The 21,044-nt window shown below is 33.7% G+C and carries 38 protein-coding genes; 1 reads left to right on the top strand and 37 read right to left on the bottom strand.

The window, feature by feature from the left end; all coding sequences use genetic code 11:
* Positions 1 to 58: 58 nt before the first annotated feature.
* The 23 genes from ACWG0P_RS14100 to ACWG0P_RS13990 form a co-directional block, all read right to left on the bottom strand.
* Positions 59 to 940: an NUMOD1 domain-containing DNA-binding protein gene (locus ACWG0P_RS14100; protein ID WP_455802277.1), complete on the bottom strand. Its 882-nt coding sequence runs from the start codon at positions 938 to 940 to the stop codon at positions 59 to 61.
* A 76-nt stretch (positions 941 to 1,016) separates the two neighbouring features.
* Entirely contained in the window at positions 1,017 to 2,228 is a 1,212-nt protein-coding gene (locus tag ACWG0P_RS14095) for a hypothetical protein (protein WP_455802276.1), read from the bottom strand.
* Between the two features lie 36 nt (positions 2,229 to 2,264).
* Positions 2,265 to 2,516: a hypothetical protein gene (locus ACWG0P_RS14090; RefSeq protein ID WP_455802275.1), complete on the bottom strand. Its 252-nt coding sequence runs from the start codon at positions 2,514 to 2,516 to the stop codon at positions 2,265 to 2,267.
* 107 nt (positions 2,517 to 2,623) lie between these two features.
* A complete protein-coding gene (locus tag ACWG0P_RS14085) occupies positions 2,624 to 3,136 on the bottom strand; it encodes a hypothetical protein (protein WP_455802274.1) in 513 nt (170 codons plus the stop codon).
* 61 nt (positions 3,137 to 3,197) lie between these two features.
* Positions 3,198 to 3,971 (bottom strand): hypothetical protein, encoded by a 774-nt coding sequence (locus ACWG0P_RS14080; RefSeq protein ID WP_455802273.1) that lies wholly within the window; start codon positions 3,969 to 3,971, stop codon positions 3,198 to 3,200.
* A gap of 20 nt (positions 3,972 to 3,991) precedes the next feature.
* On the bottom strand, positions 3,992 to 4,405 hold the full coding sequence (locus ACWG0P_RS14075; protein WP_455802272.1) for a hypothetical protein: 414 nt from the start codon (positions 4,403 to 4,405) through the stop codon (positions 3,992 to 3,994).
* Positions 4,402 to 4,911, bottom strand: a complete 510-nt coding sequence (locus ACWG0P_RS14070) for a hypothetical protein (protein WP_455802271.1) — start codon at positions 4,909 to 4,911, stop codon at positions 4,402 to 4,404. The genes ACWG0P_RS14075 and ACWG0P_RS14070 overlap by 4 nt, the downstream gene beginning before the upstream one ends.
* 15 nt (positions 4,912 to 4,926) lie before the next feature.
* A complete protein-coding gene (locus tag ACWG0P_RS14065) occupies positions 4,927 to 5,286 on the bottom strand; it encodes a hypothetical protein (protein ID WP_455802270.1) in 360 nt (119 codons plus the stop codon).
* Positions 5,283 to 5,621, bottom strand: coding sequence for a hypothetical protein (locus ACWG0P_RS14060; protein WP_455802269.1), 339 nt, complete (start codon positions 5,619 to 5,621; stop codon positions 5,283 to 5,285). The genes ACWG0P_RS14065 and ACWG0P_RS14060 overlap by 4 nt, the downstream gene beginning before the upstream one ends.
* Positions 5,622 to 5,638: 17 nt before the next feature.
* Positions 5,639 to 6,619, bottom strand: coding sequence for a hypothetical protein (locus ACWG0P_RS14055; protein ID WP_455802268.1), 981 nt, complete (start codon positions 6,617 to 6,619; stop codon positions 5,639 to 5,641).
* A gap of 14 nt (positions 6,620 to 6,633) precedes the next feature.
* On the bottom strand, positions 6,634 to 7,182 hold the full coding sequence (locus ACWG0P_RS14050; RefSeq protein ID WP_455802267.1) for a hypothetical protein: 549 nt from the start codon (positions 7,180 to 7,182) through the stop codon (positions 6,634 to 6,636).
* Positions 7,183 to 7,288: 106 nt separating this feature from the next.
* A complete protein-coding gene (locus ACWG0P_RS14045) occupies positions 7,289 to 8,902 on the bottom strand; it encodes a phage portal protein (protein ID WP_455802266.1) in 1,614 nt (537 codons plus the stop codon).
* 15 nt (positions 8,903 to 8,917) lie between these two features.
* Positions 8,918 to 10,654 carry a phage terminase large subunit gene (gene terL, locus ACWG0P_RS14040; protein ID WP_455802265.1) on the bottom strand — a complete coding sequence of 579 codons (1,737 nt, stop codon included), beginning with the start codon at positions 10,652 to 10,654 and terminating at the stop codon, positions 8,918 to 8,920.
* Between the two features lie 127 nt (positions 10,655 to 10,781).
* On the bottom strand, positions 10,782 to 11,135 hold the full coding sequence (locus ACWG0P_RS14035) for a hypothetical protein (RefSeq protein ID WP_455802264.1): 354 nt from the start codon (positions 11,133 to 11,135) through the stop codon (positions 10,782 to 10,784).
* Complete coding sequence (locus ACWG0P_RS14030) at positions 11,128 to 11,316, bottom strand: hypothetical protein (protein WP_455802263.1); 189 nt, start codon at positions 11,314 to 11,316, stop codon at positions 11,128 to 11,130. The genes ACWG0P_RS14035 and ACWG0P_RS14030 overlap by 8 nt, the downstream gene beginning before the upstream one ends.
* Positions 11,317 to 11,377: 61 nt before the next feature.
* Positions 11,378 to 11,791 (bottom strand): hypothetical protein, encoded by a 414-nt coding sequence (locus ACWG0P_RS14025; RefSeq protein WP_455802262.1) that lies wholly within the window; start codon positions 11,789 to 11,791, stop codon positions 11,378 to 11,380.
* Between the two features lie 179 nt (positions 11,792 to 11,970).
* Positions 11,971 to 12,540, bottom strand: a complete 570-nt coding sequence (locus ACWG0P_RS14020; protein ID WP_455802261.1) for a hypothetical protein — start codon at positions 12,538 to 12,540, stop codon at positions 11,971 to 11,973.
* 1,145 nt (positions 12,541 to 13,685) lie between these two features.
* Positions 13,686 to 13,988 carry a hypothetical protein gene (locus tag ACWG0P_RS14015; RefSeq protein ID WP_455802260.1) on the bottom strand — a complete coding sequence of 101 codons (303 nt, stop codon included), beginning with the start codon at positions 13,986 to 13,988 and terminating at the stop codon, positions 13,686 to 13,688.
* Between the two features lie 88 nt (positions 13,989 to 14,076).
* Positions 14,077 to 14,346 carry a DUF6618 family protein gene (locus tag ACWG0P_RS14010; RefSeq protein ID WP_455802259.1) on the bottom strand — a complete coding sequence of 90 codons (270 nt, stop codon included), beginning with the start codon at positions 14,344 to 14,346 and terminating at the stop codon, positions 14,077 to 14,079.
* Positions 14,330 to 14,731: a hypothetical protein gene (locus ACWG0P_RS14005; RefSeq protein WP_455802258.1), complete on the bottom strand. Its 402-nt coding sequence runs from the start codon at positions 14,729 to 14,731 to the stop codon at positions 14,330 to 14,332. Before ACWG0P_RS14005 ends, ACWG0P_RS14010 begins: the two co-directional genes overlap by 17 nt.
* A 14-nt stretch (positions 14,732 to 14,745) precedes the next feature.
* The gene (locus ACWG0P_RS14000; RefSeq protein ID WP_455802257.1) at positions 14,746 to 14,928 is read right to left on the bottom strand and encodes a hypothetical protein; all 183 of its coding nucleotides are present in this window, start codon (positions 14,926 to 14,928) and stop codon (positions 14,746 to 14,748) included.
* 12 nt (positions 14,929 to 14,940) lie between these two features.
* Positions 14,941 to 15,159, bottom strand: a complete 219-nt coding sequence (locus ACWG0P_RS13995; protein WP_455802256.1) for a hypothetical protein — start codon at positions 15,157 to 15,159, stop codon at positions 14,941 to 14,943.
* Positions 15,156 to 15,518, bottom strand: a complete 363-nt coding sequence (locus ACWG0P_RS13990; RefSeq protein ID WP_455802255.1) for a hypothetical protein — start codon at positions 15,516 to 15,518, stop codon at positions 15,156 to 15,158. The genes ACWG0P_RS13995 and ACWG0P_RS13990 overlap by 4 nt, the downstream gene beginning before the upstream one ends.
* Before the next feature lie 387 nt (positions 15,519 to 15,905).
* Here ACWG0P_RS13990 and ACWG0P_RS13985 point away from each other — a divergent pair, with 387 nt between their 5' ends.
* On the top strand, positions 15,906 to 16,145 hold the full coding sequence (locus ACWG0P_RS13985) for a hypothetical protein (protein WP_455802254.1): 240 nt from the start codon (positions 15,906 to 15,908) through the stop codon (positions 16,143 to 16,145).
* Between the two features lie 261 nt (positions 16,146 to 16,406).
* Here the strand turns inward: ACWG0P_RS13985 and ACWG0P_RS13980 are convergent, their stop codons facing one another.
* The 14 genes from ACWG0P_RS13980 to ACWG0P_RS13915 all read right to left on the bottom strand — a co-directional run.
* Positions 16,407 to 17,027 carry a recombinase family protein gene (locus ACWG0P_RS13980; RefSeq protein ID WP_455802253.1) on the bottom strand — a complete coding sequence of 207 codons (621 nt, stop codon included), beginning with the start codon at positions 17,025 to 17,027 and terminating at the stop codon, positions 16,407 to 16,409.
* Between the two features lie 68 nt (positions 17,028 to 17,095).
* Positions 17,096 to 17,671, bottom strand: a complete 576-nt coding sequence (locus tag ACWG0P_RS13975; protein ID WP_455802252.1) for a hypothetical protein — start codon at positions 17,669 to 17,671, stop codon at positions 17,096 to 17,098.
* Positions 17,668 to 17,904 carry a hypothetical protein gene (locus ACWG0P_RS13970; RefSeq protein WP_455802251.1) on the bottom strand — a complete coding sequence of 79 codons (237 nt, stop codon included), beginning with the start codon at positions 17,902 to 17,904 and terminating at the stop codon, positions 17,668 to 17,670. The genes ACWG0P_RS13975 and ACWG0P_RS13970 overlap by 4 nt, the downstream gene beginning before the upstream one ends.
* Complete coding sequence (locus ACWG0P_RS13965; protein WP_455802250.1) at positions 17,901 to 18,356, bottom strand: hypothetical protein; 456 nt, start codon at positions 18,354 to 18,356, stop codon at positions 17,901 to 17,903. Before ACWG0P_RS13965 ends, ACWG0P_RS13970 begins: the two co-directional genes overlap by 4 nt.
* Positions 18,357 to 18,436: 80 nt before the next feature.
* Positions 18,437 to 18,625, bottom strand: coding sequence for a hypothetical protein (locus tag ACWG0P_RS13960; protein ID WP_455802249.1), 189 nt, complete (start codon positions 18,623 to 18,625; stop codon positions 18,437 to 18,439).
* Positions 18,622 to 18,969, bottom strand: a complete 348-nt coding sequence (locus ACWG0P_RS13955) for a hypothetical protein (RefSeq protein ID WP_455802248.1) — start codon at positions 18,967 to 18,969, stop codon at positions 18,622 to 18,624. Before ACWG0P_RS13955 ends, ACWG0P_RS13960 begins: the two co-directional genes overlap by 4 nt.
* Positions 18,966 to 19,151, bottom strand: a complete 186-nt coding sequence (locus ACWG0P_RS13950) for a hypothetical protein (RefSeq protein ID WP_455802247.1) — start codon at positions 19,149 to 19,151, stop codon at positions 18,966 to 18,968. Before ACWG0P_RS13950 ends, ACWG0P_RS13955 begins: the two co-directional genes overlap by 4 nt.
* On the bottom strand, positions 19,148 to 19,381 hold the full coding sequence (locus ACWG0P_RS13945; protein ID WP_455802246.1) for a hypothetical protein: 234 nt from the start codon (positions 19,379 to 19,381) through the stop codon (positions 19,148 to 19,150). The genes ACWG0P_RS13950 and ACWG0P_RS13945 overlap by 4 nt, the downstream gene beginning before the upstream one ends.
* Positions 19,378 to 19,860 (bottom strand): hypothetical protein, encoded by a 483-nt coding sequence (locus ACWG0P_RS13940; RefSeq protein WP_455802245.1) that lies wholly within the window; start codon positions 19,858 to 19,860, stop codon positions 19,378 to 19,380. The genes ACWG0P_RS13945 and ACWG0P_RS13940 overlap by 4 nt, the downstream gene beginning before the upstream one ends.
* Positions 19,820 to 20,023, bottom strand: coding sequence for a hypothetical protein (locus ACWG0P_RS13935; protein ID WP_455802244.1), 204 nt, complete (start codon positions 20,021 to 20,023; stop codon positions 19,820 to 19,822). Before ACWG0P_RS13935 ends, ACWG0P_RS13940 begins: the two co-directional genes overlap by 41 nt.
* Before the next feature lie 3 nt (positions 20,024 to 20,026).
* Positions 20,027 to 20,212: a hypothetical protein gene (locus ACWG0P_RS13930; RefSeq protein WP_455802243.1), complete on the bottom strand. Its 186-nt coding sequence runs from the start codon at positions 20,210 to 20,212 to the stop codon at positions 20,027 to 20,029.
* Complete coding sequence (locus ACWG0P_RS13925; RefSeq protein ID WP_455802242.1) at positions 20,202 to 20,453, bottom strand: hypothetical protein; 252 nt, start codon at positions 20,451 to 20,453, stop codon at positions 20,202 to 20,204. Before ACWG0P_RS13925 ends, ACWG0P_RS13930 begins: the two co-directional genes overlap by 11 nt.
* 13 nt (positions 20,454 to 20,466) lie before the next feature.
* On the bottom strand, positions 20,467 to 20,709 hold the full coding sequence (locus ACWG0P_RS13920) for a hypothetical protein (protein ID WP_455802241.1): 243 nt from the start codon (positions 20,707 to 20,709) through the stop codon (positions 20,467 to 20,469).
* A partial coding sequence (locus tag ACWG0P_RS13915) for a hypothetical protein (protein ID WP_455802240.1) occupies positions 20,696 to 21,044 on the bottom strand: 349 nt, incomplete at its 5' end. The genes ACWG0P_RS13915 and ACWG0P_RS13920, both read right to left, overlap by 14 nt.

Below are 21,044 nucleotides of genomic sequence, written 5' to 3'. Positions count from 1 at the left end.
TCCCTTTTGGGATAGTCGTTGCACCTTCCTCTAATAAGAGGCTTGGCACAGGATTGTCTTATTTTCTTAACCAATAATATCCATATCTTTTTTTATTTTTTCCAAGAACAGAGTAAATAGTTTTATAAGCCCCTTTCCGTAGGTTGAGCGCCCTTTCTGCTGATGCACAACTAGGAAATTCATTTATAATATTTTTTTCTTCATCTAATTGATAGATTTCTGTTCTTTTGATTTCACAAGAAACGCTTTTATGTTCATCTGTATAGCTCCACAAATAACCATTAGCTGTTTTATAGATTCCGCTTAAGCATCCTAAAATACTTGTTCGGCTTGTTTCTGTAACTACAGATGCATCAGTAACAGACTTATACACAGCAATCATTTTGCCATCTAACGAAAACTGAAATACTGGTTTCATTTTACAAGATTTAGGTTTGCAATATGGTTCGACTGTGTCTAGTTTTTCAAAAGAAAATATTTTGTCTTTACATCGTTTTACTTTTCCATTACAGCAATCCCTAACTCCCTCTCGTAAATAAAAAGAATTCGACCAACGTTCTACTTGTTTCGAACTATCAAATTGTCTAATATATTTACCATTTAAAGAGTACATATATACTTTTCTTGTGTTCCACGCCCCTTGTTGAGACCTTCCTCCACGAAGAATGTTATATCCTTTTGGTTTTAATGAATTGTATTTTTCGATGTAAAGTCTTTCTTTTTCGTCTGCATCTATTTGATTGGTTGAAACAGCAATTATTCTAAATTCAAAATTATTAACTCCATATTTTTTTATAGCTCTGTCAACCATACTGTTTCTTCCGTTGTTTCTGCCATAAATATGTTGCTTCATTCTCTCACTATAATTTACTGTTTGACCTATATATCTCTTGCGATTTATTTTATTCTCTATTAGGTATATAACGATTTCATCTTTCATATATTCCTTTCTTATTGGTTAAATAAGGTTTCCCCTGTTAGCAGTAACATAGTTACCACACCGCTTTTGCATGCGTTCACGAGGTTATTCGATACACCTCTCGGTGTAAAGCCACTGTTATGTTAATGGTTCTAGCAAAATCTCCCATCGCCGCAGAACGTGCCATCTGTTGTTGCAGTGTAAGGATAATCAATAAACGTTTTTCAATCTCATTCATTTGACCTATTTTACGGTCGTTAAGACCAATTTCAGTCATTGTTTGTTGTAATACTCCCTGTGTGATATCGTAACCGCTTGTAGAACGTATTGGACGCACTTGCTTGCTCAACGCTGCTTGAAACTTCGTAGACGCTTGTTCAATTGATGTGTTGTACAACGAAGAAAAGTCAAGCGCCATCTTTGTAACTCTTTCAGATAGCATATAAGACATTTCATCACTTAATCCACCAAGTGAGCCAAGCATATTTTTGAAAGTCGCTTGCATTTTCATCATATCCGGCATTGCCATACCAAACATTTCAGACATTTGCGTTTGGAACTTCATAGCCTCTCCGCGCATATTCCCCATTGCTCGTGAGAAGTAGTTTTCAATCTCTGTGAAGTCTACCGCCTTACCGATTATCTCTCCAACACCTCTAAAAATTTGTTTAGACATATTGTAAAAATAAATTAGATTCCCAACAGTAAACATTTGGTTGATTCTTGAATGAGTTTTTTGTGCCTCATTACCTAGATTTTTTGTTTCCTTTGTTGCAGACTTCATGTTTTCATTAAAGCCTTGCATTTTATTCGAGATATTGTTTAATTTGTTGATTTCTGATGCACATTCTTTTAAATGTACAAGAAACGGTCCAATTTGTTCATCGATTGTTCTAAATATACGCCCAACCTTAGAAGCATCTAGCGTTTCCAGTGATTTCATGATTGAAGGTATTTCTTTCATCTTTTCGATACCAGAGATATCGAAACTCAATTTACCGCTCATAAAATTTCTCAAAGCGCTTGATATTTCTTGTATCTTAGTGAAGTCAGCAGAACGCAATTTTGCTTCAAGTTGACTTATGCTCATTACCATAGCATCTAATTGAGCATCCATTTTTGAAAAATCAGTATTGTTTATTTTTTGAAATCCATTAGCTAATTTGTTAATGGTTTCTCCAATTGCCATAACACCTTTTAAACCACTTTCCAAACGAGAAAGCAGCGCTTCCACTTGTTTAAGCTCACTTGCTAAGTTTCCAAATTCTGCATCAAGTTGTAAACCGACTTGTGTATCATAATCAGACATTTCTTCCACCTCGCTTTCTTATATAAAAAAAGCAACCTAGTACATAGATTGCATTAAATCAATAAACGCTTGTTCCCTATCTTCTTCTTTGATAGGGGCTTTTGCATTAGCTACTTTAGAATCCTTATTCCCTTCTTGCATTGAATACGGTTTTTCTGGATAAGGCATAATCTTTGTTTTCTTGTCTCTAAACAATTCAGAAGCAATAGACTTCAAAGCTATATAGTTGTATTGACCGTTAAGCCACGCTTGATGGTCTACACGCTTGTTATAAGCACGAATCATCATTCTAACAACTTCTTCATCCTCTTCCCAAAATTGTTCAACAGAAAGCCCACATTCGAGCGCTAGAGGAAGATAATACTCCCAACAAAATTCTTTATAAGATTTGTAGTCTAGGACAGATTCTTTTTCTTCGTTTCTTTCTTCTCTTTTTTCACTGGTTCTTGAGGCTGATTGTGACCGTTCAGTCTCTCCAGTACCGTAAAAACTTTATCGCTAACCTCATTGAATGTTGCCATTGCTTCTTCGAATCCCATTTTCTCCTCAATGTCGTATTCAATTTCTTCCCATTTTTCCTTTGTAATATCTTTAAACTTAGGATTTGCATGAAGAAGAATGTACATTAACTCAACAGAATCAAAGCCTTTTTGATACTTCATAGTTTTCATTAAGAATGGAGCGATCTGAGAAAGAAGTTCTTTACGACGTGCTTTTTTCTCTTCGTCATTAAGTTCTTTGTTTTCTTCAATGCTCATATATTCCATCGAAGCGATCATTGCTTCTGGGTCATCTCCAAGCATTTCTTCTTGATTTTTTTGTTGTATTGCTTCAATCTCAACTTTAGCTTTGTTAGACAAGCGGAATTCAAGTTCCATGTCTCCATATTTATAATTAAATAAATTCATTTTATTTCCTCCGTTTTTTATATAAGAAAGTCACACCCCAATTAGAGGTGTGACAAATGTACTACTTAGAAACCGTTCTTGCTTTAGGTTCTGCATCTTCTATAGGAGCAGAAAACGATTTTACAATAGTAGGTGGCACTGTAACATGGATTGTAGTAGTCCATGATGCGAAGCCTTCTAAAACACTTGTAATTTCAATAATTGTTGAACCCTCTTTAACTCCAGTAACAGTCAATTTGTTATCAGCTATAGTTGCGGTTGCAATAGCTGTATCACATGATTTAACTGTGGCATTTGCACCTACTTCTGATAAAGAAATTGTTGTTACATAAGTACCAGTTGTTTCGTTAAGTTCTACCATTGAAGGAACAGGGCTTACGAACTTAACCGTTCTAACTAACAACGGCAAACAGTTATCAATGTATTCTGGCTTACTTACTGGTGTGATTTTGACTGTACCTTGCCATGCAGCGTCCATTTCTGCATCTGATGGAGTATAAGTAATTGTCCCATTGTATTTGTAACCAACGTGTTCTCCGGTCTTTGCAATTAAAGGTAAAGTCTTTCCGTTTAACTTTTCAAGGATGCGTAATACATCTCGGTGTAAATATATGTCAGCTTCGGAAGATTCCAACGAAGTAACTCCATTCACTTTGGTAATTGTATCGCTACATGCAACCTTAATTTCTACTTCGTTGGTCGTTTGTTTGATGAAAGGGACTTTGATAAGTGGTAAAAGCAATTTGTATTTAGCCAATGCCTCATCTAGTCCATAAAGACCAGAACCACTACCAATCGTAGCTCTTTCTTCTGGTGTGTTGTTATAGATTGCCATAATTTAATTTCTCCTTTATTTTAATATAAGTAATTTCGCATATCATTTTGATTAGCGATAAAATGCATAGTAATTCTGTAGATATCACTATCTACATTAGGTGTAGGTTTGCATAGCGTTCTTTTCATTCCGTACATGTTAGAACACACCTCGTCACATAGATCTCGTATTTCTCTTGCGATAGTTCTTCGTGAATAAGTTTTTGTTCCTACAGTCTTTGACTTAGCGTAAATATCTATAACGATATCTACAGCAGATATAGAAGTGACACGCATGTTATCTATCGATAATAATCGGTTGTCATTTTCTTCGACAACAACTTTAGGAAAAATATCTCCTTCATTTGTTGTATTTACATCTGGGGAATACTTGCTATTTTGAGGCACATATTCTTTAAGTGTTTTAAATACTTTGTCATAACAAAATGAGTTCACGAAACACCACCTCCAATCAATGTATTCATTACATCATGAAAAATACGGATGCTCTCTCCTCCGTAATAATAGTCAATAATAGCGTTATATAAGAAAGAGTGAGCTTCCATACCTTGTGTCCAGTGTAATTCTCCATCGTCTCCAAAGAAGAACCATCCTTGTTCTCCGTGACCGTTTGAGTCATATTGATAGCTTCCGCTATCTGGATGTGTTCCAGCTCCAACGATGCCTGTTCCGTATTCGATGAATCCAGCATATCTACAAATGTTTACAAGAGTTCCTTTAGCTATGTTGGTTACCCAGCTATTTTCTAACTGATGCGTCAATACATACCATTCAGAATTACCAGTTGTATTAGCAATGTTTTCGTTGGCTCTTTCTTTGATCCAAATTAGAGATTGTTCTACAAACCTTTTTTTTACTGTAGGCATATTCTGTGCCATATACCCAAGGTACTTACGCATTTGGATGATTCCGTTAACTGTAAATGGAAATACCTTTATCATATGAGTCGTCATAAGTTATGACCTTTCATTAGGCAATCGTTCAAAGTAAACAATCATCTTTATGTTCTGACAAAGGATGCGATCAACCCTATAATTTGCTTGATCTCCATTCACGCTTTCTCCACTTGGAGTCCTGCCGTATAAATATGCTCTGTCTTCTTCATGTATCTTTCCAAACCAATCATCCATATTAAGCATGCATTTTACAATGTTCTTGAATCGTTCTCCATACATTTGCATTTCTGCACTTCCACTCAATGTATTGAGATTTGCTCCAAAACAGTAAGGTTTATCGTATGTGAAAATGATATTGTCGTCGTCATCAGTATCTTTTTTTAGGAATGGAGCTATCCACGCTTCTTTTATAATGCTCATTTAGGATAACCTACCCTTGGGATTATTTCTCCAGCAAGTGCGGTTGATATTTCAACGCCATCTAAAGTAAACTGATAACCATTTTCTGAATACTGCTTGATTCCTCCGACTGCTCCTAATTTTAGTATGCGGTCTAAAGACTCAAAGCAAGCTCTTTTAACCCAATTGCGAACCAGAGGAGTGAAAACAACATCATCTACATTAGAAAGTCTTATGTATTGAAATACTGCAAATTCCACTGTTTCTACGATGCTTTTTTCGTCAGTAACGCTTGGATATTTTTCTTTGAGTCTAACAATCAAATCTTTAAATTCAGTTTTGATAATCTCTTCCATACGATAACTCCCTTCTGTTATTTTTTAGATGTTTCCGCTTTAGCCTTAGCTTCCGCTTCTGTCTTTGCTTTAGCTTCTGCTTCTAATTTGGCTTTTGCCTCTTCCTCTGCCTTGATTTTGGCTTCTGCTTCTGCCTTTGCTTTCGAATCGTCAAACACTGGTGCACTCATCAGTGTTACAGATGCCTGTGAAACAGCTTTTTTTACCAATTTAACAGCTTCGCGTTCGTCAGCAAAATAAAAGATACCGTATTTGCGTGAGTACATTGTATTCAAACGTTTGTTTTCGTCTGTACGTTCTTGCACGATTTCAGTACCTTTTTTATTTAGATATTTAACAGCTTTCTTTGTTGCTAAAATGATTTCGCCTTCTGTTGCAATTTTAGAGATGTATAAATTAACACCAGCAACAGTACCAATATACCCTTGACGAACAAATGCTTCAACATACTTCAAATCATCTTTTAAACTTTTACGTAGTTCTGCCACATCTTTTTTATGACACAATGCAAATACAGGAGCAACATCGTTCTCTGTGTCAAATAATGTAACTCCATCTACAAAAGCATCGAATCCAAATGCATCTACTTCTACTTTAAGCGTTGCTTTTTGAAATTCTGCCATACATTTTGCATTTGCTGTGTTGAACATATCTACAGTCATGTGATCCAATCCATCTTTAATGATGTTTGGGTCTTTCATCAACTCTTCATCATACCAAGGGAATCGATTCTGTAACATTTCAATAGTATGATCTTCTGATGTCATACTTACTTCAATGTTCTTAGTGTTTCCTTCTCCCATTTTCAATGTTTCAGTACCATTAGTTGCCTTATATGTATGTGCTGTAACTTTCACTCCAGCAGTTCCAACTAATGAATTGTCTACAGTACAAAACTGCATCAAATCTAATTTACTATTGTATTGATCCTCGAATTTAACGCTCAATACAAAATTATCATAACCGCTGTGATTATGATTTAATACTACATCCGCCATTTAAAATACCTCCCTTATCCAAGCATTTGTTTTTTAATTTCTTCTGCTTGTTCTGGATTCTCTTCAATCGCTTTTTGCAATTGTGTGATATCCATTTCTTTTACATTTACTGTTTTTGGTAATACATCAGAATTGCTACCGTTACCATCTGGTCTAACAGTTTGTTCAATTTTTAAAGCATCCAATTGTTTGCTAAGACCACTTGTAGCTTCCATTACTGCCTTTGATATAGCTAGAGCTAATTCTTCTGTATTACCGTCTACAGCATGTGCGACAATACTTTCTATTGCCTTTTCTGAAAGACCGCTTTTCGCAAGATTGTTATTCATCTTCAATGTTTTGTTTTCTTTTTCAATGTTTGCCAGTCTTTCTTCTTTTTCTTGCATTTCTAAAGTGCGTTTCTCGTCCTCTGACATGCGTTCTTTAAGCTTTTTGTTAAGCTCCGAAACTTTTTTGTCAAATAACTTCTTTAAAATCGTTTCCTCACTTGGATCAGCTTTATCTACAGCATCCTGCGTTACTACGACTTCTTCTGCTTCTGTGTTTACTACTTCTTCTGCCATTTTCGTTTCTCCTTGTGTTTTTGATATGCTTCTCTGCACTGTGTGATATTTGTAACGCCCTGTTCTCTAGGGCATAATAAAAGCACCCATTATTCTTGGATGCTGTTTATTTAGGGTTTTTGTTTGATTCTTTTTCATTCTCTATGCCACTACCGTTATCTATTTCTGTATCATCATTTGTTTTTGAAATTGCAGCTGCTTCTTTTAGAGAATTTTCCTTTGCTTTTTTATCAGCGTCTTCCCATGCCTTCGCATCCTCATGCGAATTAGGAGATATACCAACATAGTTTAAAGCTATTTCTTTTGGTACGTTCATTGTGTATAGGTTTTGCAATGACTGTGTCTTAACCAGTAGGTTATCGTTTCTATTTCTGTTGAAATTGATTTCAATATCCGAAATTTCGATATTTTTTATAGGGCAAAAAGGATGTTTTTTGCATATTGCCAAACATTTTCTCGCCATATCTCTTTCTGATTCCTTTAAACATATTTCATCTTGAGATGCCACAATATCTGCGCTAGCCCATCCTCCACCTAAGCTTCTTGCTTCTCCTGTATCGCCACCGCTTGTTGACTGCGTTGTCGCTTGTGGAACACCAACTACGTTATAAGCAACTTTAACCATAGTTTCATATTTCGTATTAACATCGGCGTGGTTTAATGCATTAACAAGATACTTTGCATCTGCTGGTCGTGATGGATCAACAGACTTCAACTCCATTGCCATATTTTTATAAACTTCTTCCATCACTTGTTTTGTAATTGATTGGTTATAAACTAATAGAATACTATTCACATAATCGATAATGTTATCGATAGAGTTAGATGTTATTGCATTCGTTGAATCAAGAATTGGTTCAACGACTTCAACAATCCCAATTCTAGCTTTGTTTATTTTCCATTCATTGAACGGAACAATTCCCATGTAATGCCTGTTTTTTCCAACATAATCAAAACTAGCAACATTAGGAAACGTTCCAAATGCTTTCAGCTTGTAAGAATACAAACTATCATAAATCATGATTTCGTGCTCTTCGATATCTGGGTTATCTCCATCAATAGTAGTAATAATTCCACCGAATAGCATTTCATGGGTATAATTTGAAGAATACACGATGAACGAGCGCCTATAATCTAAGTTAAATATCTCGAAAGGAGCTTTTTTTGATACATCTAGCGTAGAATATGATGGTTTTGGCAAAATAAAACGATTTCCAACACCGCAAATATAAACATCTTGCGCTATTTCTACGTTTTTCATAGCTTTTTCTTGTTCTTTCATATATAAAGAAAAAACAGTTAATTCATCTGTACAATCATCACTATCTGAACATGAGTATTTTGTATCATTGCCGTACATATATCCTTTTTTAAATTCGACCATATAATAAGGGTGTCTTTCGTCAACTATATTGTTTTCCTTATCTGGATTTTGCTTTCTAACCTTACGTTGAATATTAGAATATCCTTTATAAACATTGTATAGATGTTCATAATCTCCAACGTTCGTTGATAAAATGCGAAATATTTTTGGTAGGTATTTCTTGATTATATCTTCATTTACATTCTCTTTCGAAACAGGGATTTCAAGAGGTATGCGTCCCTTCATTACTTTTTTTGGATATATTGTTTCTCCATAACATCTAGAAGGATCTGGATTCCCTGTATCAACTCTATCATATACAGAGTTATCAACAGATTTAGATATTTTTTCTTCCATTATTTTACCGCCTTTCTATATAACTCCTCTTTCGAATGTTCCTATTTTTGGGAAAGCAAAAACAACGTCGATAAATTGCATAGCATAAATTACTAAAGCATCTATTCCATCGTCATATTTGTTTGGGTAGTTAAAAGAGTATGCGGTTATTTCCTCAATAGCTTGTCCAAAATCAGTATTCAACGAATACATTCCTTTCGGAGGAAATACTACATAATTTCTAACATCCGATTGATGATCTTTTATACGCTGTTCTTTGTTCTGGGAAGAATATTTCTCAATGATCGTACAAAAAAGATACCCTCGAGCCTTAAGCCTAGTATCCAACACTTCTTTCAAACTGGTATCTGTGTTATTCTCTACAACAAGGATATTTATTCTATGTTGAATAATCTTATCTACTATCACATCGTATAATTCTTTCATAGCCTTTTTTTGATACAAGAAATCAACCAAATAATGTTTTTCTTCAATCTTGTAGCAAATAGGCATCGATACAAAGTTTTTCCCTTTTCTCGCTGGATCTAGCGAAGCGTATCGAGATTGTGCTTCATCAAAACTTGGTGCTTTTTCATATGTTAACAACACATTGTAATTGAACTCTAATCCATCTGGAGCAATTGGATCTTGTTGGTATACCGCCATCCATAAAAATCTAGTTAATCCTGCTTTTATCTCTAATAAATACGATGTAGAATACCTCAATGGACATGTTGATTTATTATTCCTATCAAGTGCTGGAATCCTAATAAAACAACCACTACGATCCTTAGTGATTTCAGCCCATTCACAATCGTTCTCTTTCGTAAGACCTTTTTCTCTGGCTTTATCATACATAACGTTTAATAAATCTGTATCAGCCCACATAGTACCTAATAGTAATGTTTTTTGTTTATCATCATCAGCACGTGAAGACCAATCAGAATAATATCTCTCTACTAAATCTTTATGTAATTGAATACTATTGCACTCTACTTGACCTTTCAACAAATCATCGATTACAACTAGTTGCCCACGCTTGCCATTTGCCTGTCCTTCTCTCGTAAAAGAAAATAGATTGTATTCATCTTCACAATCACATAAGCAGAATGAATATTTATCATTTTGTCTAAATATTTTGTCTCCTTCTTTATCCATGTAGCTAGGAAAAATTTCTCTATATGCTTGTGAGTTGATTATAGACTTCGTTTGACGTGTTGTAATTTTTGCCAAGTCATCTGAATATGTAATTCGCAGTACTTGTTTGTTTGGATTATTCCCAACGTAATTCGCTATAAATAAATTACCAAAATATGATTTTCCTAATCCTGGCATACAAGATACACGCATTAAATTCATAATAGGAGATATTGAAAATTCGTTAGAATAAGAAAAAACACATTCCATTGTAGAAAGTGTCTTAGTCCAAACTTTTTTTCTTTTGTATTGCTCCATGTACAAAGCAAAATTCTTTAATATTCTTCTTGAAGATAAAGCAAAGAACAATTTATGCAATTCATATATATCATTCGCTAAAGCTTTGCTTTTTGTATCGGAAATAGCACCCCTTAGTTTTGGCAACACTTCTTGATCTATCAATTCACATATACGATATTGTTGTTTAACATCGTTTAGTTCATCGGCATAATCATATTGTTGAATCATAGCATGGTACATCAGTTGCGCAACCTTATAGAGTTTCCTTATGTCGCTATAATTACAAGTTCGTAAAGCATCCCTACTAAGTCGTACTGCTTTAGATAAATCCACCATAGCTATTTATCTACCTTTCAAGTATTCATGTTTGTGCCAATGTTGATATTCAACACAACTTGAACTCATTTTACAAAACTTGGCATGTGGACACTCGCCTTTTTTTCCAGCCTTACATGGTGCTGGTTTAATATTCGTACGTTCCATTTTCATTCACATCTTCATCGTTAATCTCGATTCCGCCAGCAAGTGTTTCTTCGATTTTTATTTCAAGAATAGTTGCCTTCGGCTTTTGAAGAAGTCCGATGATTTCCTTTACTGTGATGATGTCGCCAACTTTAAGCTGCACTGGCGTAAACGCTCGAACATAAAGAAATCCTGTCATGTTCTTTTGTGTAATTCCCCTGTTGACATCCATAGCCCTAAATTGCTGATACTTCCCAGATTTGTTTTCTCCAGTAAGAATTTCGACGTCTCTTGATGGATCATTCTTGTATTCGTTGTTTTTATGTACAACGATTCTTGTTCCTTTTCTAATCATTTTCCTTTACCTCCGTAGATTTTATATTTTCGATACTTCCAAAATTAACAGGATGAATTTTCCCTTCTATAGCATCTTTTAAAAGATTTGACACTTTGATGACGGTATCTTCAAACACTCTGTTTCCTCTTATAGGAACAACAAGTTCTTTATCATCGTCGTTTAAATGTATGATAGGCATAATCATTTTCCTTTCGTTTGGGTATAAAAAAAGCGACCTCGTAGGGTCGCAATATTCAGTTTTAAGTATTCCTTTTTGTATCTTTGATAAAAGCTATAACCACAATCACAACAGCAGTGGCAATACTTATGGCTATAGAATGTACATAATAATTTCCATTTGCAATCCCCATAAATATGATATAAGACCAAACAAAGTTATACATCGCCGCAAGGACTGCTGAAACAATAATTCTTTTGGCGTTATTATCATCTCCTAGCCCATATGCTATGCTCATAACAAACACTAACGAGAATATAATCATGCTTGGAGTAATTGCCATAAACATCAATTTAAACAAATCCAATTCCATAAATAAACTTCTATCACTAACATAAACCAAAGTTCCACCAGATAATAATAAACACGCAACAACCACAACTGTACATGCAATTGTAAAATTATCTTCCAAGAACTTTTCTAGCAATTTATCCAAATTAAACCCCACCTTTCAATGGTTTAATTCTACATTAAAAGTGAATCACAATCAAGGCGGTAATATTGTGAAGCGTTTTTGCATTTTGTAGACTGTCGTTGGAAAGGAGGAAAGTTCATGTCTACCACATCAGCAGTGTGCTGAAACCATAAGGATAAAATAAAAGCACCACATGGGTGCTAACATTTGAAATCCTCATTTAAATGTAAATCTTCGATAATTTTGTTTATTTGAACAACAAATCCATTTTTTACTTCCGGATTTGATTGATAATCATTTATCTTTAATTTCAAGCAATCAAGAGGATTTACTATTTCTCCTGTAACATCATATTTGAGTTGCGTAATAAGAACAAAATATAAACCTAGTGGATAATACTGACTTATTGTTTTTCTTGTATCTTCATCAGTAAAATTATATTGTTGCCATTCAGCAAGAATTTTTACAGCATCCCTCGATCCGCATTTATATACGCCAAGTATAATTTTACTAATAATATCATCTCCATTATTATTTTGCATATCGTCAATTTTATTTTTTTCAAACAGCAAATTCATGATATCTCCTAAAGTATCAAAAGTTTTGTCAAACATAAAGCTTTTTTGATTCTTTCTTAATTCAAACTCTAAATTTTTCTTGTTTTGAACATAGGAAATCCTTAAACCTACAATCGTTACTAAACTTGTTATTACAATAGAAATGATTGATAACATCTCAGAACTTGTCATTCTTCTTCCCTCTACTTTCATGTAATAATTTTAGCAAAGAAATGGTTTTATGTAAATAATATACGAAATGGCATAAAAAATGAGCGACTTAGTTTTAAGCCACTCATATCTTACGCGCACATTGTAACACACTTTGTCAAGTTGTGCAACCAAGTTTATTGAAAAAACAACCAAATTTTACTCTTTTTCATAAGATTTTAATGCTCTTGGGTTTTGTAGTTAATCAATGGAATAATCAATTTAAGCCTCGTATATGAAGGATATGATACCATTTTGAATTTTTTCTTCGTGTGGAATGGTGGGGTAACTAAGGGGGTGTAACTTTCATGAAAATAGGGGTGGGGTGTGTTAAAAGCCTATATATAAAGGGTTTTAGATGTATAATAAACGAACGTTTAATATACACATGCTTATTTATTGCCTTGTTTTAATGCTATGATCTACTACATGACACTACATATATAAACAAATGTTATATAAAGAAAGCAAACTGTTCTTATCCCTCATGCTCTTTGCCTTCCCTTTCTTTGTTATTATATATACTATATATATTTAAAAGACTATATAATACACAAAGTATTAAGTATTAACATATGTATATATAGAGTATTATATATACTATAATTATATATATACGTTAGACAGTACACCACGACACCCCACGACCTAGTACCTACAATACATAATACATACACATGCTTATATATGATATATACATATAATAACTACATACTACCTGCCTATATACAAGCGCCATATATAAACGCTACATATATACAGCACGCATATAATATACATGATCCTAATACCTACTAGCCCTATATACGCTAACATATTTATTAACCCTTATTTAAAGCCACCTATACGACTACGTACCTATCACATAAGTATATCTATACCAAACATATAAAAATCTCTTAAAACGAATAAAAACGCTAATTAACAATATATATTTATTATAAGTAATTAGAATAAATAGAAAAACATAAATACATAAAAGATATATATGAATAAGTATATACAATATAGACCCTTGCTACATACCAGATCAACGCAAAAGAAAAGCTAGACCCTTTATAAGCCTAGCTCTTATCTACCACCTAGAAGCCCTTTAAACAAACCTAAGATGCCACCTACAATAGATGCCAATATACGAATAATAAACATTACTTAACACCTCCCCATTGTACACCTTCAACGATTTCTTTTATGCTTTCGTCTTCTTTAATGTCTTCGCTTGAATAATCTTCTTGTCCTACCTCTTCATCATCTTCCCAAGTTGATAAAGTAACGCCTAGTTTATTATCTCTTGTAATGATTCCTTTTCTTTCTTCGAACTCCTTCAAAGCTTCTTCATAAGATTCTGTGGAGAACTCTTCATCATATCCACTTATTGCGGTAGTTCCATCAGATTGCCAAATGCCTCCACAATTGATTAAACTATAGAAACTTACTGTATACGTCTTCATTTTTCTTTCCTCCTGTACATTCATTGTACGCTAAGCACTGCGTAATTTAATACCCATATAAGCACATTCATTTATTACATATATCATATCACTTTTTCAATTGCTGGAACAACCCTTTTATTACTATTGCTAACGCTTCACCTACTTCATGATTATTCAAAGCATTACCGATGCTTCCAGCATTCCAAAAACTATCTGTAAAATCGCTTAAATCTCCACTTACGCCATGATTGATAATGGCGAAGAAACCACCGTTTATATATCTTCCAATTATCATTATGAAGTTAAAACCGTTGCAATCAATTGACAGTTCATAACAATTGCCGCAATCTCTAGCATAATTAACTTTTGCTTTCATTTCTTTTCTCTCCTCTAACTAATAGTGATTGATCTGTATTGGCTTTGATAACTTCTAAAATCATTTCCCATAAATTGCTATTGCTTCCACAGTCAATGTGTAACCCATCTCCGAAGGCTTCATTCGTTAATGAATAGCATTCATCGTAATAGCCTGTTTTTTTGTCCGATTCCAAACACCCACCGAGCCTTTCAACGTATCCATAAAACATTATGAAGTGTGGATAATATTCTATTCCGTTGTATTGCAATGATTGATAATCTTTTATAATGATATCCAAACAATCGTGAGACCCCTCACACCCTTCTTCTAAATTGATTACAACTTCGTTCCTTAAAGCTTTCTCTAGTACTCCTTTATAATAATCATGTAAAATATCCTTCATAATCTTTTTCTCCTCTAGTACTCTACACGCACTATTTCTTTCTCACTGTCTAAATCGTAAACTACGAAGTATGTATCATTCATAAATGTATCGTCTTTATAGCACATCAATTGAGCATGTACGACATATTCACAAATGCCATGTTGTTCTGCATATAGTAACGCTTGTTGCTCATGATCTTTGTTCTTAACTGGCATGATCTTGTCTCCTTAGGCTAAACAAACAAGACTTTCTTTTCTTAATACCCTTGTTAATGTTTTATTGCTTTCAACACATAATATTTTTAGTTTTAAAGATTTACCGCTTTTTGTTTCCTCGATATTCAAAATCTTTTCTTTATAACCATAGTTCCACAACATTATATTGTTAACTTTTAATTGACTCGCTTTTATGCTTTGGCGGTCGCCGTATACTCCTTGCAACTTCATTTCTTTTCCCATCCTTTCATCTTTTTCATAACTTCAAGCCCTTTTTTATATAACTCAATTTTTGCAAGCGTATGTGCTTTTTTGCTCTTAGAATATCTTTTGATATATTTTTTACATTCTCTTGGACTTGAGCCACCCCACATGACACACTTTTTCAATATTTTTCTTTCTTCTTCGTTTTCAAACTTAAACGCTTTTAATGTTTCAGTTCTTACATCAAACATACCAATGCCGTTTTTGTTATAAAGTTGACATAAAGGAATATATCCGTCTATAAATTCAATATTCCAGATAACATAATCACTTGGTATAGATTCCACTATTTCAAACTCGTGATTTCCTTCTATAATTGTTTTCATATTTTATCCTCCTTGCCATTCTTGGCAGTGTATTATATAATTCTTGTAGGCGGTTGGCTTTGTGGTGAGGCTAACGCCCTTTTTTAATACTTGTTATCAACCTAGATAATGCATTGATAAGTAAACGCAATTCTTTAATAAACCTAATCACGTTACCACCTCCTTGTGTAAATATCCGCACGATTGCCGGCACATGTGAACGTCTTTACACTAAGGATTTAACCAACCGCCTCATACCGCGGTTTCCCTTGGTACACACATATACTACATCTTTTCGATTTAGTTGTCAATACTTTTGATTAACTTTTTATGTTTATTTATAAATCTTTTAAATTTAGTAGTTTACCATTTGCGTTTATCATGTTATATTTATTGTGGAGGTGCTATATGATTGATAAAAAAATTAAATTTCTATTAGATAATAACAATATTTCATTAACCAATATCGCTACTAGGAAAAATACATCGATACAGGCTATTTCTAACAAATTCAGAAAACAAAGCTTTAATGTTTTTGATCTGTTAGAATATGCTGAACTAACAGGAACTCGCCTTGCTTTTATTGACGACAATAACAATCCTGTTATATCATTCGACATTGAAGACATCCCAGCAAAAGAAAAATAGATCACACCCACGTGCGCATATACACGTGGTTTTCTATTTGCTGTACTTTGCACTCCTTAAATTTAGGAACGCAACAACATTGTTGTTTCATTTTTCCTATGCTACCCCTATGTGTGGGGTAAAAACTGTTTTGAGCCACGAGGGGTATGTGTAGGATAAAAACTGTTTGCGTCCCCCTGGACAAAAAGAAAACCGTTACTCGAAATGAGTAGCGGTTATTTTTATGTTTTTTCTTATGGGTATGTATGATATATAATCTGTTTAAGACCTTTTCTGTATCAATCCATTTTCACGTAGAACCGAATATACAGTGGCTCTTGTGCACTCACATTCGAATGCAATGTCAGACTTATTATAACCTTGCTTGAAGAGTTCTATAATGGCTTTGTGTCTCTCTTTATCGACTGGTCTGCCTAGCACCATTCCTTCTGCTTGTTTCGCTCGCAACGATTCAGATGTTCTCTTGCTCACTTTAACTCTTTCGTTCTCCGAAACATAGCATAGCGTTTCTAAAACGATCAGCTTAATGAACTTCATATTAAGGTCTACATTTCCATCTCCATCGTATATTGATTTTGCTAACAAAGGCATATCAATAACAATAACATTTATATCGTTATCTGCAAAGTATTTCCATTCAGATTTGATACCATCCCAATCACGACCTAATCTATCGAGTTCTTTGATTATTATAGAATCTCCAGCTTTCGCTAAAGCCTTTAATTCGTTGAATTGTGGCCGATTAAATGTCTTTCCTGTTATTGTATCCTCAAAACATTTATCAATTGTGATACCAGTCTCTTTGACAAAATCTTCTATAGCTTTATTTTGACGTAGGTACTCTTGTTTATTGGTTGAAACCCTAACATATGAATAGTACATAAATACACCTCCTAAGTGTATAATTAACTACCTTTATTATACACTTATTGTAGTGCATAAGTCAACGTTTATTTTGACTCTAGTTTAAATCCCATGCCTCTTAATCCATCTTCAATTTCATTGTTATCGAGAAGTTTCTTTCCTTTGCGGTCATCTTCGTTCTTTTCTTTCTGGCTCACAAGGTTATTTCCATGATTGCCAGCAACTTGCGCTCTAAACTTTGTTAAGTTTTGTGCTAATAGCCCTGTTTGTCCAGCACTAAGCTGACACTCTATGATGTAATCTTCTACCAACTCCATTGTAGATTTTAAGTCTTCATTTTCGCTTTGTAGTATCTTTTTGTACACTTGTGTGTTCCAACCCATCCACATACAGAAATTCTCAATAGAAGGCACAAAAATCGTGTTTAGATTTATTTCGGCAACTATTTCTTGATACAACTTAAAGCAATACATCAAGTCTAGCGAATTATCAAATGATCTTTCTGATAATGTGTCATAATCATTATCTTTGCTAATGATGTTAACCAAGATAGGATTAACACACATATTAGTTAATCTGTCACAGTTAACCTCGAAGAAAACATCCAATTCAGCTTTGACTCTTTCGCTTTTTTCATTCATCCATTCTCTTAAGTTGCTCATTTTTGAAACCTCTCAATTTCTTTCATAAGCGGTATTATTTGAGACATTAAATCAACTTGCCTTTGTTGTTCATCATTTTGTGTTTTTATTGTTTCTATTTCCCTTTCTCTTAACTCCAATACCCTTTTCTTTCTTTCGTTTAAAAGAGTATTTATAAAAGAGACGCTAATGCAAATTGTAAATACAATTATTACTACAGCAATACATATTTTAGTTAATTCCATTAAATTCATAAAACTACCTCCAACATAGCCAGTAACGCATTATCGAGTCTGTCTCTTATTGCCTGTTCACTAACATTTTCTATATCCGCTATTTGTTTAATCTTTTTATTTTCAAAGAACAAAGATATTACTAGATCACTTTGTACTTCCGATACCGCTAATAAACGCTTGTTTATTTGATTAAACTCATCAATATGTTTACGTTCTTTTCTGTATTTATTAGCCATGCACTTTTCAGAAGCTTCTTTTAATATCAACTCATTTATGTATGGTGTTACTTTAACTGTCGCAGCTCCTCCGATGTTGTCGTAACTAACACCTTTTACGCTGCACTCCTCTTTGATAAGATTTGACAGTCTTTCTGCTTCCATATCATGCATCACCTCACAATCAAAGCAATGCTTGTGATTCATCAATTCCCTTTTTAAATATTCCACTTTATTTCTGATAACCTCTTCCATTTTTCCAACCTCCTGTGCTATAATATGCACAGATGGTATTTGATCGCTTTTGCAAGGGGCGGTCTTTTTTTATACCTATTTTATAAAAGAACCTCACATTCATCATTAAGAACCGCTAATCTACTACCACAACACTCAATGATTTTCATATTGTTCTCATTCGGTTTATATCTGGCTTCTTTAACCTCAACAACATCGAACACATATCCAACTCTCGGACGTTTTCGTTCTTGGATATCGAGGAGAGGTTTTGTGATTCTAATTCTCATGCTCGTTTTTCTCTCCCTTTCGTTTTATCGTAAAAAGCCACCATTTTAGAAAGCTTCTTATTGCTTTCTGTCAACTCTTTGCATTTGATTTTTAAAGCCTTGTTTGTCTCTATTGCTTTCTCGTACTTGGATAATAACTTTAGATACTGTTCTTTCTCCTTTACTGGAGCCTTACCAATAGATGCCATTACTTGTCCATACATACAAGAATGCTTCTGCATCAAATGTAGCCTGTCTTGAATTTTTATAATGGTTTTTTCACTACAATTACAAGTTTCAAGAATTTGTATTATGGCTAGTTCATCCCCTTTGGTAAATGCCATGTATTCTTCTGCTTCTGTCACTCCTTTACCTCTAAATTTTCTAAAGCATAGTCAATCAACATTTCAGCTATATCAACAATAGAATTGCCTGTTTCTTTAGCAATACACTTGATTTGATGATGTGTTGAATTTTTAATTTCAATCATCTTCCTTTTCTTTTGTTCATCCATAACACAATCTCGTTTAGAAATAATAAGTTTCATCCCCTTATCTCCTTTACCTTTAACCCAACAAACATATGTACTATATCCATTAACGTCTTTTCTAATGACATTGATAAAACGCGTTCTCCTGCAATACTTATATGATAATAATTGTTTATTGATATATCAATTACATCCATAAAAGGATCACATCTGCACTCATATGTCATAACATAACTTGGAAACATTAAATTAAATAATCGTGTTATTTCTTCTAATTTACTATTCATTCCTTTATCTCCCTCAAATAGAAACGTCCTTCTTCAAAATAATTGCTTCTATGAATTGGAGGGTCTCTGAATATATACGTTTCAAGTATTTCATCACTATGCTTCCCAATAACAAAACACCATTGTTTAAATTTATTATCCCAATATGGTGTTTTTATTTTAAAATCTTCAAACTTTAAAGGTGGATTGTCGAAGTGTTCTTTGATAAGTTGTTCAAAAGCATTGTATATAGTAGTACCTTTAAAACTATCACGAAATACATCTCTTGCACGTTCATCTTTAATAACAACTTCTAAATATTCAGAACTTTCTAATACTTCTAAGCATTCCTCTTTAGTCAACATACCATCATCTATCCATTTCATAAGACATTCTTCACTATTTGGAAGCGTTCCTGTTGTACACATATTCTCAACAGTGCAGTTTTTACACTTGTCTTTAGTCAATCCCATCATCATATTCCTTTCTAGCTTCATCAAAATTTATTGAAGTAAGAATCTCTCTACAAGTCCTTATGCTCATTTGGTTGATTTCTTTTGAAGTCTTTCCAAGTGCCAATCCACTTGGCATTACCTTGCTATTTCTAACTACCATGAAGAAAGCTAATTTGTATTTTTCTTCTTTAGTTAATTCTGCTTTCATATTCTATTTCCTTTCATACGATATATTCATTTCTTTATATACCTTAATATTTTTATTTTTAAATAAAGCACATATGGTTGTTTGTAATATAAGTTTGTCCTCATCATCCATTACAACCTGGCATGCTGTGTCAGTTCCAGTCTTTAAAAATAGAACAAATTCAGGGTTTATAATTTCTTTATTTTCCATGTTGGTTCTCCTGTCTACTTGCGAAATCAACAAAGCTCTCCGCAAATTTACGCCATGCCTCACCTTCTATATTTCTTTGTCTTTCAACATCTCTTTCTATCTTTTTATAACTTTTTCTACGACACCCTAATGAACCATCTTTAAACTCTACCACATCGTCATCATCTACTAAATAACACCCATACTCTGGATATTCATAAGTTCCTACGTTAGTAAGTGCTGGACAGTTATCACACTTCATTCTTCATTTCCTCCTATAGAAACATAATTTTTAAACCATATTCTTTTAAAACCAAGTTAATTAACATCAAAGGAAAATCAGTTTTATGGTGTTCTTCCCCAACGTTTAATTCAGCTTGTAAATTGTTGAGTGTTCCCATGATGCTTTTCCCACTGCAAATGCTCATATTCTCTGCATAAGCTAACACACAGTCTAATGAACTATTGTCACAGAATATAAAATTATTTTTTATACTAGAAAGTTTATATCGCTTCACTTTTCTTTTCCTCCAACTTCTTCTCTGCTTCTTTCTTGTCTAAAAACCATGACTTTCTATATTGTTTTAAATCAGTCATATAAACATGAGAATATCCTATAACATCAAGAAATATGTCGTCAAAATTAGTATTTACAAATTTTGTTTCAGTAATTTCTTCGTCACGGTCTATAATATAAATCTTATCTTGATGATTTAATGTCAATAGTACATCTAACGGCATTCCTATTTGTTCTTCTAAATCTTCTAGTTTGCCTAGTTTTTGAAAGATTACGTTTTCCATAGCTTCTCCCACATCGTCAGTGTTAGGTGCATAAAATCGTCCGTTTTCATCT

This window comes from Amedibacillus sp. YH-ame6, from assembly GCF_053848845.1.
Note: the sequence above shows the minus strand (reverse complement) of the source record. Positions and strands in the feature narration are given on the sequence as shown.

Excerpts from the sequence above, each read along its gene's own strand:
- ACWG0P_RS14070 (WP_455802271.1), bottom strand. The coding sequence starts at position 4,911 with ATGATAAAGGTATTTCCATTTACAGTTAACGGAATCATCCAAATGCGT.
- ACWG0P_RS14010 (WP_455802259.1), bottom strand. The coding sequence starts at position 14,346 with ATGAAAGCAAAAGTTAATTATGCTAGAGATTGCGGCAATTGTTATGAA.
- ACWG0P_RS13995 (WP_455802256.1), bottom strand. The coding sequence starts at position 15,159 with ATGAAGTTGCAAGGAGTATACGGCGACCGCCAAAGCATAAAAGCGAGT.
- terL (WP_455802265.1), bottom strand. The coding sequence starts at position 10,654 with ATGGTGGATTTATCTAAAGCAGTACGACTTAGTAGGGATGCTTTACGA.
- ACWG0P_RS13935 (WP_455802244.1), bottom strand. The coding sequence starts at position 20,023 with ATGAAAGCAGAATTAACTAAAGAAGAAAAATACAAATTAGCTTTCTTC.
- ACWG0P_RS14000 (WP_455802257.1), bottom strand. The coding sequence starts at position 14,928 with ATGCCAGTTAAGAACAAAGATCATGAGCAACAAGCGTTACTATATGCA.
- ACWG0P_RS14065 (WP_455802270.1), bottom strand. The coding sequence starts at position 5,286 with ATGAGCATTATAAAAGAAGCGTGGATAGCTCCATTCCTAAAAAAAGAT.
- ACWG0P_RS14035 (WP_455802264.1), bottom strand. The coding sequence starts at position 11,135 with ATGATTAGAAAAGGAACAAGAATCGTTGTACATAAAAACAACGAATAC.
- ACWG0P_RS14055 (WP_455802268.1), bottom strand. The coding sequence starts at position 6,619 with ATGGCGGATGTAGTATTAAATCATAATCACAGCGGTTATGATAATTTT.
- ACWG0P_RS13990 (WP_455802255.1), bottom strand. The coding sequence starts at position 15,518 with ATGAAAACAATTATAGAAGGAAATCACGAGTTTGAAATAGTGGAATCT.
- ACWG0P_RS13960 (WP_455802249.1), bottom strand. The coding sequence starts at position 18,625 with ATGAGAATTAGAATCACAAAACCTCTCCTCGATATCCAAGAACGAAAA.
- ACWG0P_RS14050 (WP_455802267.1), bottom strand. The coding sequence starts at position 7,182 with ATGGCAGAAGAAGTAGTAAACACAGAAGCAGAAGAAGTCGTAGTAACG.
- ACWG0P_RS13965 (WP_455802250.1), bottom strand. The coding sequence starts at position 18,356 with ATGGAAGAGGTTATCAGAAATAAAGTGGAATATTTAAAAAGGGAATTG.
- ACWG0P_RS14060 (WP_455802269.1), bottom strand. The coding sequence starts at position 5,621 with ATGGAAGAGATTATCAAAACTGAATTTAAAGATTTGATTGTTAGACTC.
- ACWG0P_RS13925 (WP_455802242.1), bottom strand. The coding sequence starts at position 20,453 with ATGAAGTGTGATAACTGTCCAGCACTTACTAACGTAGGAACTTATGAA.
- ACWG0P_RS13970 (WP_455802251.1), bottom strand. The coding sequence starts at position 17,904 with ATGAATTTAATGGAATTAACTAAAATATGTATTGCTGTAGTAATAATT.
- ACWG0P_RS13975 (WP_455802252.1), bottom strand. The coding sequence starts at position 17,671 with ATGAGCAACTTAAGAGAATGGATGAATGAAAAAAGCGAAAGAGTCAAA.
- ACWG0P_RS13950 (WP_455802247.1), bottom strand. The coding sequence starts at position 19,151 with ATGAAACTTATTATTTCTAAACGAGATTGTGTTATGGATGAACAAAAG.
- ACWG0P_RS14085 (WP_455802274.1), bottom strand. The coding sequence starts at position 3,136 with ATGAATTTATTTAATTATAAATATGGAGACATGGAACTTGAATTCCGC.
- ACWG0P_RS13945 (WP_455802246.1), bottom strand. The coding sequence starts at position 19,381 with ATGAATAGTAAATTAGAAGAAATAACACGATTATTTAATTTAATGTTT.
- ACWG0P_RS14090 (WP_455802275.1), bottom strand. The coding sequence starts at position 2,516 with ATGATGATTCGTGCTTATAACAAGCGTGTAGACCATCAAGCGTGGCTT.
- ACWG0P_RS14045 (WP_455802266.1), bottom strand. The coding sequence starts at position 8,902 with ATGGAAGAAAAAATATCTAAATCTGTTGATAACTCTGTATATGATAGA.
- ACWG0P_RS14015 (WP_455802260.1), bottom strand. The coding sequence starts at position 13,988 with ATGAAGACGTATACAGTAAGTTTCTATAGTTTAATCAATTGTGGAGGC.
- ACWG0P_RS14020 (WP_455802261.1), bottom strand. The coding sequence starts at position 12,540 with ATGAAAGTAGAGGGAAGAAGAATGACAAGTTCTGAGATGTTATCAATC.
- ACWG0P_RS13985 (WP_455802254.1), top strand. The coding sequence starts at position 15,906 with ATGATTGATAAAAAAATTAAATTTCTATTAGATAATAACAATATTTCA.
- ACWG0P_RS13930 (WP_455802243.1), bottom strand. The coding sequence starts at position 20,212 with ATGGAAAATAAAGAAATTATAAACCCTGAATTTGTTCTATTTTTAAAG.
- ACWG0P_RS13980 (WP_455802253.1), bottom strand. The coding sequence starts at position 17,027 with ATGTACTATTCATATGTTAGGGTTTCAACCAATAAACAAGAGTACCTA.
- ACWG0P_RS14030 (WP_455802263.1), bottom strand. The coding sequence starts at position 11,316 with ATGCCTATCATACATTTAAACGACGATGATAAAGAACTTGTTGTTCCT.
- ACWG0P_RS14080 (WP_455802273.1), bottom strand. The coding sequence starts at position 3,971 with ATGGCAATCTATAACAACACACCAGAAGAAAGAGCTACGATTGGTAGT.
- ACWG0P_RS14100 (WP_455802277.1), bottom strand. The coding sequence starts at position 940 with ATGAAAGATGAAATCGTTATATACCTAATAGAGAATAAAATAAATCGC.
- ACWG0P_RS14095 (WP_455802276.1), bottom strand. The coding sequence starts at position 2,228 with ATGTCTGATTATGATACACAAGTCGGTTTACAACTTGATGCAGAATTT.
- ACWG0P_RS14005 (WP_455802258.1), bottom strand. The coding sequence starts at position 14,731 with ATGAAGGATATTTTACATGATTATTATAAAGGAGTACTAGAGAAAGCT.